A 13,803-nucleotide genomic window follows, 5' to 3' on the forward strand; every position below is an offset into this window, starting at 1 on the left:
CCGGTAGCCTTGACCGGTGAGCACCAGGGCCCTCCAGCACAGCGCGACCGTGCTGCACCGTGAGCAGTTGTCCGAGCATCTGGTGCGGCTGCGCCTCGGCGGCGAGGGCCTGCGCACCCTGACCAGCACCGGCATCGCCGACGAATGGGTCGGCCTGATCGTGCCCGGGCAGTTCCAGAGCCGCTACTACACGGTGCGCCGGCTCGACCACGGTGAGCTGACCCTCGACGTGGTCGTGCACGACGTCGGCCTGGTCACCGAGTGGGCCGGCGGGGACTGCGTCGGCGACGAGGTCACCATCACCGATGCGAAGGGCTCCTTCCTGCTGCCCGCGGACGTCGAGTGGCTGCTGCTGGTCGGCGACCTCACCGCGATGCCGGCGATGGCGCGCATCTGTGAGGAGCACCCCGGGCTGCCGATCACCGTGGTCGCCGAGACCCCGGAGCCGTTGGCCGGCTACCTGCCGGACGGCGTCACGGTGCACTGGAGCGCCGGGCACGGCGAGGGGTTGGCCGCAGCCGTCGAGGCGCTGGACTGGCCCGAGGGTCCGGGCTACTTCTGGATGGCGGGGGAGTCCGCGCAGATGCGGGCGATCCGCAAGCACCTGATGCGCGAGCGCAAGCTGCCCAGCACCCACTACGACGTGATGGGGTACTGGCGGGCCACGGCCGGGCGACAGCCGCGCGCCGTCGACCCGGGCCCCATCTACCGCGCCGGCAAGGCCGCCGGCAAGACCGACCAGGAGATCTGGGCGGACTACGACGCAGCACGAGAGAAGAGCGATGACTGAGCCGCACGAGGACCCCGCGCACGAGGACGCTGCGCAGCAGGAGCCTGTCCTCGAGGAGCCGGAGGAGCTTGAGGAGGACGAGCTCGACGAGTTCGACGAGGACGACGAGGACGAGTTCGACGACGAATTCGACTACTCGGGTCTGGCCAACGCGGAGGCGACCGGGTTCTCCATCGACATCCCGGAAGGGCACCGCAGCGGCTTCGCGTCCTTCGTCGGGCGCCCCAACGCCGGCAAGTCCACGCTGACCAACGCGTTGGTGGGCACCAAGATCGTGATCACCTCCTCGCGTCCGCAGACCACCCGCACCGTGGTGCGCGGCATCGTGCACCGTCCCGACGGTCAGCTGATCCTGGTCGACACCCCCGGACTGCACCGTCCGCGCACCCTGCTCGGCGAGCGCCTCAACGACCTGGTGATGGCCACCTGGTCGGAGGTCGACGTGGTCGCGGTCTGCTTCCCGGCCAACGAGAAGATCGGCCCCGGTGACCGGTTCATCGTCAACGAGCTCTCCAAGGTGCGCCGCTCGATCCGGCTCGCGGTGGCCACCAAGACCGACCTGGTCACCCCCGAGCAGCTCGGCGAGCACCTGCTCTCCATCGCCGAGCTGGGGCGCGAGACCGGCACCGAGTGGGCCGAGATCGTCCCGGTCTCCGCGGTCAGCGGCGACCAGGTCTCACTGCTCTCCGACCTCCTGCTCGGCCTGATGCCGGAGGGCCCGCCGCTCTACCCGGACGGCGACCTGACCGACGCCCCCGAGCAGATCATCGCCGCCGAGCTGATCCGCGAGGCCGCCCTGGAGGGCGTGCGCGACGAGCTCCCGCACTCGATCGCGGTGGTCGTCGAGGAGATGGAGCTGCGCGAGAACCGGCCCAAGGACAAGCCGCTGCTGGACATCCACGCCAACCTGTTCGTCGAGCGCGACTCCCAGAAGGGGATCGTGATCGGCCACAAGGGCTCGCGCCTGCGTGAGGTCGGCTCGGCCGCCCGCAAGCAGATCGAGGCGATGCTCGGCACGCCGGTCTACCTCGACCTGCACGTCAAGGTCGCCAAGGACTGGCAGCGCGACCCGCGCCAGCTGCGCCGGCTCGGCTTCTAGGAGTCGGCGGGGCGTCGAGGCGGGCGCCCTGGTCCGGGTGTTTGTGTCGGACCCTCCTGCGACGGTGGTCTCATGATCGAGATCGACGCCACGCACACCCCGTATGAGGTCAGTGACCTCGACGCGGGGTGTCTGCTTGCGGTGATCTCTCAGGACCGGATGCGCTCATTGAGGGCGGCGCGGCGGCAGCTGCGGTTGGCGCACCAGTGGTGCGTGCTCAACCCGGTGGTTTCTGGGGGTTCGGCTGCTTCGTGGTGTGACGACGCCGCGTTCGCGTCTCTTGATCTGGACGACTTCTTGGGTGGGGAGGGGACGCCGGCGGTGGCGGCGTTCGCGGCTGAGGAGTTCGCTGCCGCCTCTGGCATCTCCCGGTACGGGGCGTTGTCGCTGCTGGCCGACGCGTTGGACCTGTACGACCGCCTCCCGCTGTTGTGGGCGCAGGTCGAGCTGCTGGAAGTCCCCGGCTGGAAGGCCCGCCGGGTCGCGGAGCTCACCCGCAAGCTCTCCCGTGAAGCCGCTGCCTGGTTCGACCAGACCCTCGCGGACGGCGAACGCTACGGCTGGCCCACCATCGAACGGGTGCTGGCGATGGCGGTGACGAAGTTCCACCCGGAGTTGGTCCGCGACAAGAACGGCCCGCTCACCAAGGCCGACTGGGACGTGCAGTTGAACCACCGCTACGGGCCCGACGGTGCCGCCTCGGGAACCTCCACCTTGGACGTCGTGGGTGACTCACTGGACCTGGCGCGGTTCCACGACCTCGTCTGCGACGAGGCGGAGAAGCTGAAGCGCGCGGGTGACACCGACACCCTGTGCCAACGCAAGGCCAAGGCGCTCGGCAGCATCGCGGAGGCGCAAGGCACGCTGGACTACGACGGTCTCGACCACCGCGGCCACGGCAACCACTCTGATGGCGCTGCCGGTGCAACCGGTGGTACGGCAAGCGAGACGGTGGCGCAAGGGCGTCGCAAGGGCCGGGCACTGCGGGTGTTCGTGCACACCACGCTGGCCGACCTCTTCGGCACCGACGACCTCACCCTCGCCGACACCGACCGCCTCGGGCCGATCCTCGTCGAGCAACTCACCGACTGGCTGAAGCGGCACGGCTCCATCGCCAGCATCACGCCGGTGATCGACCTCAACCGCACCGGATCCGTCGACCGGCACGACCCACCACAGTGGATGGCCGAGCAGGTCCGGCTTCGCGACCCGCGCTGCGTCTTCCCGCACTGCACTCACTCTTCGGCCGACGCGGACCTCGACCACATCGATCCCTACGACGCTGGTACCAACGAGCTGCGTGGCCCACCGGGCCAAACCAGACCCGAGAACCTGGCCCCGCTGTGCCGGCGCCACCACCTCGCCAAGACCTTCGCCGGCTGGCGCTACGTCCGCAACCGCGACGGCACCTACACCTGGACCAACAAGCACGGCCGCACCTGGCTGGTCACGAGCTTCGGCACCGTCGAGCTCGGCTGAGCACGAGCGTGCGTGAGCACGAAGGCCTCTTCCCCCGGAACCGTAGGGTCACCGGGGGAAGAGGCCTGCCTGCGTAGCCGCGGGGCTCAGTAGCGGAGCTCGCGCGCCTTGCGTGCGCGCAGGTTCGACCACGTGGTCGCCACCAGGCCGAGGGCGCCGGCAGCCACCCACGGGAGCGGCATCAGCCACCGGATCTCGTCGTCGGCGACCGCATCGCTGGTGATCAGCGCCCACACCAGCACCAGCCCGGCGAACGCCACGCCCATCACCAGGTGCCCCACGTTGACCGGGTGCCGCCACGAGGTGGAGACCGGCTCCTCGGCAGCATCGTTGGGCAGCCAGGAGGTGGCCGGTTCGGGGGAGTCGGCTGCCGTGGCGTCCACCGCCGCGTCGTCCAAGGCCTCGTCCTCGGTCGCGGAGGACCGTGCCGCAGGCGCCGGCTGGTAGGGGAGTCCGGTGACCGGTGCGGTGTCGTCCAGCGGCGTCGCCGCGTCGCCCCGGCCGGCGGCGTCGTCGGTGCCGGCCGGTGAGTCGGGGCTGGTCACGTCGTCCGTTCCGTTCACGTCGTCGGAGCGGTTCGCGTCGTCGTTGTCGTTCACGTCGTTCCTCGGGTTCTCGTTCATCGGGTCACCACCTCGATCGCGCCGAAGTCGAGGTCCAGGTCGAGCTCCATGCGCGGCTTCACCGCACCGCGGTCCTGGTTGGCGCTCAGGCTCACGTTCCAGCCGCTCTGGGTCTGGCCGAGCGCCTTGATCTCGCCAGGCCCGGAGATCCACGCATCGACACCGAGGTCGATGCCCGTCGGGACGATCACCCGCAGCTCGCCGACGTCGCCCTCGACCCTGATCCGCCGTCCGTCCAGGCCCTCGAGGTCGGTCACCCCGGTCAGGTCCACCACCATCTCGCCGATGCCCATCTCGTAGTGGTCCTGCACCTGGGAGGCGGAGGTGGGTGCGTGCGTGGTCTGGTCACCGTCGAACCGGTCGGCGACCGTGGCGACGGCCAACACCACCGCCAGGATCAGTCCGATCGGGATCAGCCCACCGGCGCGTCCGAAGAACGAGCCGATCACCAGCATCAGGGCGGTCACGCCGAGTGCCAGGGCCGGGTACGCGGAGCCGGCGACGTCCGCACCGGCGCCGTCGACGATGCCGAGCGTGCCCAGCGAGAGGGCGACCAGCGCCATCGTGAACCAGAACAGGATCGGGCCGCGCTTGCGCGGATCCCGCGGACGACGCATCGGCGGGGCGCTCTGATAGCCGGGAGGCGGAGCCTGGTAGCCGGGCGCCGCCGGCCGGTAGCCGCTGGCCGCGTGCGCCTTCTCGTACGCCACGGACTTCTGGTACGCCGTGTAGTCGGCCGCCCACTGGGCGGGGCTCGGCGGAGGCGTGGGTGGGGTGCCGGCAACCGTCGGCGTCCCCGCAGGCGCGCCCGGAGCAGTGCCCGGAGCAGCTCCCGGTGCGCCGGCCGGCGGCGGGGCGCCCCAGGCGTGCCCGACGCCCTGCGCGCCGACGCCGTGCGCGCCGCCCCCGTGCATGCCCATCCCGTGCATGCCCATGCCGGGTGCCATGCCGGGTGCCATGCCAGGTCCCATGCCCGGCCCCATCCCGAAGCCCTGCCCGGCCATCTGGGCCCGTCGCCGGTCACGACGCGAGAGCACGAACCAGGCGATCGCTCCGATCACCACCAGCGGCCAGGCGATCCAGCTGCCCGGTCCCTCGCCGAAGAGGTCGCCGACCATCGCCAGCCCGGCCAGGGCGCCGACCGCCACCAGCGCGATCGTCCGCGAGCGGACGTCGAGGTCGAACGGGGCGCTGTCGCTGCCGTCCTCGGGAACCAGCAGCCAGCAGGCGCCATAGACGATCAGCCCGGCGCCGCCGAAGAAGGTGAGCACCACGAATGCGACCCGCACGATCACCGGGTCGATGTCCAGGTGCCGGGCGATGCCGCCGGCCACGCCCGCGACGTACTTGTCGTCGACGGTGCGACGCAAGCGGCTCAGATCGCGCATCTCGTCGCGACTGACGCGCGGGCCCCCGTGGTAGGGGCCGGGGCCTGGGGACGGCTGCTGCGGGGCATCTGTCCCGCCGCCGGGAGTGGTCTCGTTCATGTCCTCCAGCGTTCCGTCTTCCGGCCCGATCCACCATCGGGGACGCCCCTGATTCGGCGCCGTCCGACCCTGATGCGCCTCAGGGTCGACTCGGGGTGGTTCCTCATGGTTGGGGCCTTCGTGACTGTGTGACGATGAGGCCATCATGACCACACCCTCGTCCGCAGTGCCCGGGCGGGCGCCCGGCGCGCCCCGCGACGTCCGGCGTGCCACCCGCAACACCAGCGACACCTACCTGGCCGGCGTCGCCTCGGGGCTCGCCGAGCACCTCGGCCTGCCGGTGCTGTGGGTGCGGCTCGGGTTCGTGCTGACCGCCGTCCTCGGCGGGCTGGGCATCGCGTTCTACGCCGCCCTGTGGCTGGTGCTGCCCACCGACGAACGGTTCGCCGACGACGCACCCGGCCTGGCCAGTGCGGCACGCACCGGCAAGCGTCCCGGCCGGGCCCGCCGGATCGGTGACATCGGGCCGACCATCGCGCTGGCCGCGCTCGGCGTCGGCTTCGTGCTCGCGGCGGAGACCGCCTTCGGCCCGGGCGCGCTGTTCTGGCCGGTGGTGATCGGGATCGGCGGCGTGGCCCTGATCTGGCGCCAGGCCGACGAGGCGCAGCGCGACCGGTGGCTCGACACCACCCAGCGCATCGATCCGCTCCGGGCGCTGGTCGGCAGCGGCGGCTGGGCGTCCTGGACCCGACTGATCGCCGGTGGGGCGCTGATCGTGGTGGCCCTGCTGGTCTTCGCCTTCACCAACGGTGCCAGCAACGGCACCAGTGCGGTGATCGCCGCCGGACTGCTCAGCATCATCGGGCTGGCCCTCACCGTCGGTCCCTGGCTGATCCGGATGGCCTCCGACCTCGCCGACGAGCGTGCCGAGCGGGTGCGCAGCCAGGAGCGCGCCGACATGGCGGCGCACCTGCACGACTCGGTGCTGCAGACACTGGCGCTGATCCAGAAGAACGCCGCCGATCCGGCGATGGTCGGCCGTCTCGCCCGCAGCCAGGAGCGTGACCTGCGCTCCTGGCTCTTCGCCGAGCAGACCACCGACGGCGAGACCCTGGCCGCAGCCCTGCGCGCGGTCGCCGCCGAGGTCGAGGACACCCACCACGTCGTCGTCGAGACGGTGACCGTGGGCGACGTGGCGTTGAGCGAGCAGATCGCTCCGGTGGTCCGCGCCGCCCGCGAGGCGATGGCGAACGCGGCCCGTCACGCGGGGGTGCCCAAGATCGACGTCTTCGCCGAGGTCACCCCCGACCGGGTCGAGGTCTACGTCAAGGACCGCGGCGCAGGCTTCGTGCTCGACGACGTCGCCGAGGACCGCCAGGGCGTCCGTGGCAGCATCGTGGGCCGGATGGAGCGTCACGGCGGCCAGGCCGAGATCCGCTCGGCCCCGGGCGAGGGAACCGAGGTCGTGCTGAAGATGCCACTGGAGGAGCAGAAATGACCACTGTCGTGATCGTCGACGACCACGCCATGTTCCGGGCCGGCGTCCGCGCCGAGCTGCAGGCGCAACCGGGCACCCCCGTCGAGATCCTGGGGGAGGCCGAGGACGTCGCCACCGCGGTCGCCGCGATCACCCAGCACCGCCCCGAGGTGGTGCTGCTCGACGTGCACCTGCCCGGCGGGGGCGGCGCCGAGGTGATGCGTCAGCTCGGCACCCACGACACCCGATTCCTGGCGCTCTCGGTCTCCGACGCCGCAGAGGACGTGATCGGCACGATCCGCGGGGGCGCGCGGGGCTACGTCACCAAGACCATCACCGGCCCCGAGTTGGTGGACGCGATCGTCCGGGTCGCCGACGGCGACGCCGTCTTCTCGCCGCGCCTGGCCGGCTTCGTGCTGGACGCGTTCGCCGGCTCCATCGACGTCGCCGCGGTGGACGAGGACCTCGACCGGCTCACCGAGCGCGAGCGGGAGGTGATGCGGCTGATCGCCCGTGGCTACGCCTACAAGGAGGTCGCCAAGGAGCTCTTCATCTCGGTGAAGACGGTGGAGACCCACATGTCCTCGGTGCTGCGCAAGCTGCAGCTCTCCTCGCGCCACGAGCTGACCCGCTGGGCGAGCGACCGTCGGCTGCTCTGAGCGATGCAGCCGGCGGTCGCCGAAGCCCCGTTCTGACACATTGTCGGTAAGATGCGGGTCATGGAAACCCTGCGTCTGATCCTGCTCTTCCTGCACATCCTCGGCTTCGCCGCGCTGATCGGTGGGCTGCTGGCCCAGGCTGGCGTGAAGGACAAGGTGGTCAACGCCCCGATGCGTGACGGCGCCGGCCTGGCGTTCCTCGCCGGCCTGGCCGTGGTCGGCGTGATCGAGGCCGACGGCGGCGACCTCAACCACACCAAGGTCGGCATCAAGCTGCTGGTCGGACTGGTCATCCTGGCGCTGGTGATGGCCAACATCCGCAAGCCCAAGATCTCCGACGCCCTGTACTGGAGCATCCTCGGTCTCGCCGTGGTAAACGTCGCCGTCGCCGTCTTCTGGTCGTCGGCCCACGTCTGAGCCGAGCCGTCAGGCGTTCGCGCCGGTCACGCCAGATGGTGGACCGGCGCGAGCGCATGCACCGGCGTCGCGATGCCCTCGTAGCGCGCCTTGAGCTGCAACGCCAGGTAGAGCGAGTAGTGCCGTGACTGGTGCAGGTTCCCGCCGTGGAACCAGAGCCCGGGCTGCTGGGTGGGCTTCCACATGTTGCGCTGCTCGCCCTCCCACGGCCCCGGGTCCTTGGTCGTCTCCGAGCCGAGGCCCCAGACCTTGCCGACCCGGTCCGCCACCTCCTGGCTGATCAGGTCCGCCGCCCAACCGTTCATCGAGCCGTACCCGGTGGCGTAGACGACCAGGTCCGCAGCCAGCTCGGTTCCGTCGGCGAGCACCACGGAGTGCTCGGTGAGGTGGTCCACCTCGCCCTTGGCCAGCTTCACCTCGCCGTCGGCCACCAGCTCGGCGGCGCCGACGTCGATGTAGTAGCCGGAGCCGCGCCGCAGGTACTTGAGGAAGAGCCCCGAGCCGTCGTCGCCCCAATCGAGGTCGAAGCCGGCCCGCTCCATGCGGTCGTAGAAGTCGCTGTCCCGCTCGCGCATCTGCTCGTACAGCGGGATCTGGAACTCGTGCATGATCCGGTAGGGGAGCGAGGCGAAGATCAGGTCCGCCTTCTCGGTGGTCACCCCGGCCGCCAGCGCCTGCTCCGAGTAGAGCGCGCCGAGACCGATCTCCATCAGGCTGTCGCTCTTCACGATGTGGGTCGAGGAGCGCTGCACCATGGTCACGTCGGCGTCGTGCTCCCACAGCGCTCCGCAGATGTCGAAGGCCGAGTTGTTGGAGCCGATCACCACGACCTTCTTGCCGGTGTAGGCGTCCGGACCGGGGTGCTGCGAGGAGTGGTGCTGCTCGCCGGCGAAGAGCTCCTGGCCGGGGAAGACCGGCACGTTCGGCTTGCCGGACATCCCGGTGGCCAGCACCAGCTGCCGGGGCCGCAGCGTCATCGCGACACCGTCCCGCTCGATCTCGACGCTCCACTCGCCCGTGGCCTCGTCGTAGGAGGCGCTGGTCGCGGTGGTGCTCGACCAGTAGGGCACCTCCATCACCTTGGTGTAGAACTCCAGCCAGTCGGCGACCTTGTCCTTGGGAGCGAAGACCGGCCAGTTCTCCGGGAACTTGAGGTAGGGCAGGTGGTCGTACCAGACCGGGTCGTGCAGGCACAGCGACTTGTAGCGGCTGCGCCACTGGTCGCCGGGGCGGGCGTAGCGGTCGATCACCAGCGCCGGGACGCCGAGCTGGCGCAGCCGGGCGCCGAGCGCGATCCCGCCCTGGCCACCGCCGATCACCAGCACCTCCGGCTGCACCGTGGTGCCCAGCGCGGCGTCCTCGGCGGCACGCCGCTCACTCCAGCTGGTGCGGTCCTTGCGCGCGCCGTGCTCCGCCCCCATCGGGCGTCCCTCGCGCAGCGGCTCCTCGTGGCCCTTCAGCTCGTACAGCGTGGTGAGCAGGGTCCAGGCGCCCTCGTCGGTCAGCCGGAGAAGGCCGCGGCCGCGGCCCACCGCCGTCTCGAAGGTGATCCACGCGGTGATCACGCCGTCCTCCTCGGTCGGCTCCTCGGAGGTCCGGAAGGTGCTGGGCGCCGTCTGCTCCAGGGTCGCCTGCAGCAGTCCGCGGACGCCGTCCTGGTTCTCCACCGTGGTCAGGTTCCACGAGAACGCGACCAGGTCGCGCCAGAAGCAGGTGCCGGCGAAGAGCGAGACCGCCCGTTCGACGTCCCGGGCGCCGAGGGCGTCCTCGAAGGCCGACAGCCAACGGTCGACGCGGTCCTGGGGGCTGAGCGTCGCGGTCGGCCCGGGCTCGCTCGCCGTGCGCTCCTGCTGGGGTTCCATGGTCTGAGTCATCACTCCGCCTCTCCTCGGGTCATGTGATGCAGGACACAACGCGGGGCAGGTCGGTGGCGAGGGTTGCAGGGGGTTGCAACGTGCTCGCAACCCGCTGCCTGCTCTAGTGGAGCGATGACGACGAGTGGTGCGGCGAGACCCTCCCCGGCGGCCGGGGACGGCGGCGGGCTGCGGGAGTCCGGCGGCCATCCGCGGGCGGAGATCCGGGCCTCCTGGCGGCGGGCCCGGGCCAGCGGCATGGATCCCGGGGGCGCGCCGGCGCTGGCCCCGCTGGGTCTTGCGGAGATCGAGCGGCGCCGCGAGGCCAGTGCGCTGGCGCCGCTGGTGCCGTCGATGACCCGGGCGCTGGGCGCGGCGCTGGAGGCCGGCCACCTGATGGTGGTCAGCGACCTGGAGGGCCGGGTGCTGTGGCGGATCGGCACCAGCGCGGTGCGTGATCGGGCCGACCGGCTGGGCTTCGTGCCCGGCTCGGCCTGGTCGGAGGGCAATGTCGGCACCAACGCCATCGGCACCGCGCTGGTGCTCGGCGCACCCGTGGTGATCCGCGGCACCGAGCACTTCGCGGAGTCGCACATGGGCTGGGGCTGCGCGGCCGCCCCGGTCCGCGACCCGGACTCCGGTCGGCTGCTCGGCGCGGTCGACGTCAGCGGGCCGAGCCGGGGCCTGCACCCGGCCGAGCTCGGGCTGGTGGAGCTGGCGGCCCGGGTCGCCGGCCTGGAGCTGGCCGAGGAGCGGCGTGCGCGCCTGGACCGGCTCCGGGTGCATGCCACCGTGCTGGTCGCGCGCCTGGACGGGCCGGCGCTGGTGGTGGACCGCCACGGTCATCCGGCGCTGGCCTCTGGTCTGGTCGCCCCGCAGCGGGTGGTGCTCCCCGAGCGGATGGAGCCCGGGCACACCTGGCTGCCCGGCTTCGGGCGGGTGCACGCCGATCCGCTGCTCGACGGCTGGCTGCTGCGCCCGGAGCCGGAGAGTGCCGGCGCCGCACGCCTGGAGCTCGACCTGCGCAGCGCCCCGGTGCTGCGGATCAGCGGAGACGCCGGGGCCTGGGAGCACAAGCTCTCCCTGCGCCATGCCGAGGTGCTCCTGGCGCTGGTCCGCGCGGGGGAGCAGGGCCGCTGTGCCCGCGACCTCGCCGAGGAGATCTTCGGTGACCCGGCCAAGGTGGTCACCGTCCGCGCCGAGCTCTCCCGGCTGCGGCGTGCGGTCGGTGCGACCGTGCTCTCCCAGCCCTACCGGATCGCGCCGCAGGTCCAGGTCAGCCTGGTGCTGCCAGCGGACCGGGGGCGGCTGCTGCCGACCTCCAGCGCCCCGGTGGTCACCGCTCTGCGTGTCGGTGGTGCCACGTAGGGTTGGCGCCAGCATGGACACACTGTTTCCGATCCCCGCCGGTGCGGGTGCTGGCTCCTCCGGCGCCGGCACGCCCCGCCTGAGCGCAGAAGATCTCCTGGACGGTCTCAACGAGCCGCAGCGTGCCGCCGTCGTGCACGAGGGCGCACCGCTGCTCGTCGTCGCGGGCGCGGGCTCCGGCAAGACCCGCGTCCTCACCCGGCGGATCGCCTGGCTGATCTCGCAGCGCAAGGCGCATCCCGGCTCCATCCTGGCGATCACCTTCACCAACAAGGCCGCGGCCGAGATGAAGGAGCGGGTCGAGGATCTGGTCGGCAAGCGGGCCCGGATCATGTGGGTCTCCACCTTCCACTCCTCGTGCGTGCGGATCCTGCGCAAGGAGATCGAGCGACTCGGCTACAAGTCCGGCTTCTCCATCTACGACGCCGCCGACTCCAAGCGGCTGATGACGCTGGTCTGCCAGGACCTCAACCTCGACCCCAAGCGCTACCAGCCGCGGGCGGTGCTGAACTGGGTCTCGAACGCCAAGAACGAGCTGAAGGACCCGGACGAGGCGGCCAAGGACGCCCGCAACGCCTTCGAGGAGGCCTACGCCCAGGCGTACGCCAACTACCAGCGCCGGCTCCGCGAGGCCAACGCCCTCGACTTCGACGACCTGATCATGACGACGGTGCACCTGTTCCAGCAGTTCCCCGACGTCCGGGAGACCTATCGGCGCCGGTTCCGTCACGTGCTCGTCGACGAGTACCAGGACACCAACCACGCCCAGTACGCGCTGATCCACCAGCTCTGCGCGGAGGACCCGGAGGGCGACGCCCATGCCGACCTCTCCTCCAGCGGCGAGCGGGTGCCGCCCTCCGAGCTGATGGTGGTCGGTGACGCCGACCAGTCGATCTACGCCTTCCGCGGCGCGAACATCCGCAACATCCTCGACTTCGAGCAGGACTTCCCGAACGCCACCTCGATCCTGCTGGAGCAGAACTACCGCTCCACCCAGACGATCCTCAACGCCGCCAACGCGGTGATCGGCAACAACGCCGGACGCCGGGCGAAGCGGCTGTGGTCGGACGCCGGCGACGGCGCCAAGATCGTCGGCTACGTGGCCGACGACGAGCGTGACGAGGCGCGGTTCATCTCCGACGAGATCGACAAGCTCACCGACGAGGGGCACGCGCGGGCCGGCGACGTCGCGGTCTTCTACCGCACCAACGCCCAGTCGCGGATTTTCGAGGAGACCTTCATCCGCACCGGCCAGCCGTACAAGGTGGTCGGTGGCACCCGGTTCTACGAGCGTCGGGAGGTGCGCGACGCGATCGCCTACCTGCGGGTGCTGCTCAACCCGTCGGACGAGATCTCGCTGCGCCGGATCCTGAACACGCCCAAGCGCGGCATCGGCGATCGAGCCGAGGCCTGCGTCGCCGCCTTCGCCGAGCGGGAGCGGATCACCTTCTTCGCGGCGCTGCAGCGCGCCGACGAGGCCCCCGGCGTGGCCACCCGGTCCCTGAAGTCGATCCAGCCCTTCGTCGAGATGCTCGAGGAGCTCGGCTCGATGGTCGCCGGCGGCGAGCGCCCGGACGTCGTCCTGGAGTCGGTGCTGGACCGCAGCGGCTACCTGGCCGAGCTGGAGGCCTCCGAGGACCCGCAGGACGAGACCCGGCTGGAGAACCTGGCCGAGCTGGTCGCGGTGGCCCGGGAGTTCTCCGACTCCCCGGTGGCCGGGCCGTCTGCCGACCCGGCCGACGAGGGCGCCACCGTCGCGGGCACCGAGACGCCCGGCCTGGCGGACTTCCTCGAGCGGGTCGCGCTGGTCGCCGATGCCGACCAGATACCGGACGCCCCCGAGGACGGCGCCGACGGCGAGGCGGGCGAGGGCGTGGTGACGCTGATGACCCTGCACACCGCCAAGGGCCTGGAGTTCCCGGTGGTCTTCCTCACCGGCATGGAGGACGGCGTCTTCCCGCACATGCGCTCGCTGGGGGACAGGCCCGAGCTGGAGGAGGAGCGCCGGTTGGCCTATGTAGGTCTGACCCGCGCCCGGGAGCGGCTGTACCTGTCGCGTGCGGTGATGCGCTCGGCGTGGGGCGCACCGGCGCACAACCCGGCCTCGCGCTTCCTCGACGAGCTCCCGGTCGACCTGGTCGACTGGCGCCGCACCGCGGCCCAGCAGACCAGCTGGAACCGCACCGACTACTCCAGCGGCTCCAAGATCGACTTCAGCTCGCCGACCGCCGCCGGACGCCGCAACTTCGGTGCCGCGGCCGCGCGCGTGGACGCCGCCACCAAGGCGAAGAAGTCGCGCCCGATCCCGTCGCTGGCCGCCGGTGACCGGGTCATCCACGACTCCTTCGGGATGGGCACGGTGGTCGCCGTCGAGGGCGCCGCGGAGAAGTCCGTGGCCTCGATCGACTTCGGCTCCGAGGGCGTGAAGCGGCTGCTGCTCCGCTACGCCCCCGTCGAGAAGCTCTGAGAGGCCGACAGCAGCAGCCGCGCGGCCTCCCCGTGGCACCTTCTGGACGTCTACGTAGGAGATAGTCCCTGACGTTTTCGTGGTTTTCGGGCCTCAGAACCACGAAAACGTCAGGGACTATCCGCCGGGTCGCCCGAGACGCGA

The 13,803-nt window shown here is 71.3% G+C and carries 11 protein-coding genes; 8 read left to right on the forward strand and 3 right to left on the reverse strand.

Annotated elements, in window-relative coordinates:
* Positions 1–16 precede the first annotated feature (16 nt).
* From ABD151_RS20830 to ABD151_RS20840, 3 genes are all read left to right on the forward strand, one after another.
* On the forward strand, positions 17–790 hold the full coding sequence (locus ABD151_RS20830; RefSeq protein WP_343996785.1) for a siderophore-interacting protein: 774 nt from the start codon (positions 17–19) through the stop codon (positions 788–790).
* Positions 783–1,889: a GTPase Era gene (era, locus tag ABD151_RS20835; RefSeq protein WP_425571952.1), complete on the forward strand. Its 1,107-nt coding sequence runs from the start codon at positions 783–785 to the stop codon at positions 1,887–1,889. Before ABD151_RS20830 ends, era begins: the two co-directional genes overlap by 8 nt.
* 72 nt (positions 1,890–1,961) lie before the next feature.
* Positions 1,962–3,368 carry an HNH endonuclease signature motif containing protein gene (locus ABD151_RS20840; protein ID WP_343996786.1) on the forward strand — a complete coding sequence of 469 codons (1,407 nt, stop codon included), beginning with the start codon at positions 1,962–1,964 and terminating at the stop codon, positions 3,366–3,368.
* 86 nt (positions 3,369–3,454) lie between these two features.
* Here the strand turns inward: ABD151_RS20840 and ABD151_RS20845 are convergent, their stop codons facing one another.
* A complete protein-coding gene (locus tag ABD151_RS20845; RefSeq protein WP_343996787.1) occupies positions 3,455–3,991 on the reverse strand; it encodes a hypothetical protein in 537 nt (178 codons plus the stop codon).
* Complete coding sequence (locus ABD151_RS20850) at positions 3,988–5,478, reverse strand: PspC domain-containing protein (RefSeq protein ID WP_343996788.1); 1,491 nt, start codon at positions 5,476–5,478, stop codon at positions 3,988–3,990. The genes ABD151_RS20845 and ABD151_RS20850 overlap by 4 nt, the downstream gene beginning before the upstream one ends.
* A gap of 145 nt (positions 5,479–5,623) precedes the next feature.
* Between ABD151_RS20850 and ABD151_RS20855 the strand changes: the two genes are divergently transcribed.
* The 3 genes from ABD151_RS20855 to ABD151_RS20865 are packed head-to-tail and all read left to right on the forward strand — an operon-like array spanning position 5,624 to position 7,971.
* Complete coding sequence (locus ABD151_RS20855) at positions 5,624–6,916, forward strand: ATP-binding protein (protein ID WP_343996790.1); 1,293 nt, start codon at positions 5,624–5,626, stop codon at positions 6,914–6,916.
* Positions 6,913–7,554, forward strand: coding sequence for a LuxR C-terminal-related transcriptional regulator (locus ABD151_RS20860; protein ID WP_343996791.1), 642 nt, complete (start codon positions 6,913–6,915; stop codon positions 7,552–7,554). Before ABD151_RS20855 ends, ABD151_RS20860 begins: the two co-directional genes overlap by 4 nt.
* A 60-nt stretch (positions 7,555–7,614) precedes the next feature.
* Entirely contained in the window at positions 7,615–7,971 is a 357-nt protein-coding gene (locus ABD151_RS20865) for a hypothetical protein (protein WP_343996792.1), read from the forward strand.
* A gap of 26 nt (positions 7,972–7,997) precedes the next feature.
* Here the strand turns inward: ABD151_RS20865 and ABD151_RS20870 are convergent, their stop codons facing one another.
* Positions 7,998–9,845, reverse strand: coding sequence for a flavin-containing monooxygenase (locus ABD151_RS20870; RefSeq protein WP_343996793.1), 1,848 nt, complete (start codon positions 9,843–9,845; stop codon positions 7,998–8,000).
* A gap of 114 nt (positions 9,846–9,959) precedes the next feature.
* Here ABD151_RS20870 and ABD151_RS20875 point away from each other — a divergent pair, with 114 nt between their 5' ends.
* The gene (locus ABD151_RS20875) at positions 9,960–11,192 is read left to right on the forward strand and encodes a GAF domain-containing protein (protein ID WP_343996794.1); all 1,233 of its coding nucleotides are present in this window, start codon (positions 9,960–9,962) and stop codon (positions 11,190–11,192) included.
* A gap of 13 nt (positions 11,193–11,205) precedes the next feature.
* Complete coding sequence (pcrA, locus tag ABD151_RS20880) at positions 11,206–13,659, forward strand: DNA helicase PcrA (protein ID WP_343996795.1); 2,454 nt, start codon at positions 11,206–11,208, stop codon at positions 13,657–13,659.
* Positions 13,660–13,803: the final 144 nt, after the last annotated feature.

Origin of the sequence: Nocardioides dubius, from assembly GCF_039528155.1 — a bacterium.
GTDB lineage: Bacteria > Actinomycetota > Actinomycetes > Propionibacteriales > Nocardioidaceae > Nocardioides > Nocardioides dubius.

Bases quoted from the DNA above. Each gene is read 5' to 3' on its own strand.
- era (WP_425571952.1), top strand. From the start codon at position 783: ATGACTGAGCCGCACGAGGACCCCGCGCACGAGGACGCTGCGCAGCAG.
- ABD151_RS20840 (WP_343996786.1), top strand. From the start codon at position 1,962: ATGATCGAGATCGACGCCACGCACACCCCGTATGAGGTCAGTGACCTC.
- ABD151_RS20845 (WP_343996787.1), bottom strand. From the start codon at position 3,991: ATGAACGAGAACCCGAGGAACGACGTGAACGACAACGACGACGCGAAC.
- ABD151_RS20850 (WP_343996788.1), bottom strand. From the start codon at position 5,478: ATGAACGAGACCACTCCCGGCGGCGGGACAGATGCCCCGCAGCAGCCG.
- ABD151_RS20855 (WP_343996790.1), top strand. From the start codon at position 5,624: ATGACCACACCCTCGTCCGCAGTGCCCGGGCGGGCGCCCGGCGCGCCC.
- ABD151_RS20860 (WP_343996791.1), top strand. From the start codon at position 6,913: ATGACCACTGTCGTGATCGTCGACGACCACGCCATGTTCCGGGCCGGC.
- ABD151_RS20865 (WP_343996792.1), top strand. From the start codon at position 7,615: ATGGAAACCCTGCGTCTGATCCTGCTCTTCCTGCACATCCTCGGCTTC.
- ABD151_RS20870 (WP_343996793.1), bottom strand. From the start codon at position 9,845: ATGACTCAGACCATGGAACCCCAGCAGGAGCGCACGGCGAGCGAGCCC.
- ABD151_RS20875 (WP_343996794.1), top strand. From the start codon at position 9,960: ATGACGACGAGTGGTGCGGCGAGACCCTCCCCGGCGGCCGGGGACGGC.
- pcrA (WP_343996795.1), top strand. From the start codon at position 11,206: ATGGACACACTGTTTCCGATCCCCGCCGGTGCGGGTGCTGGCTCCTCC.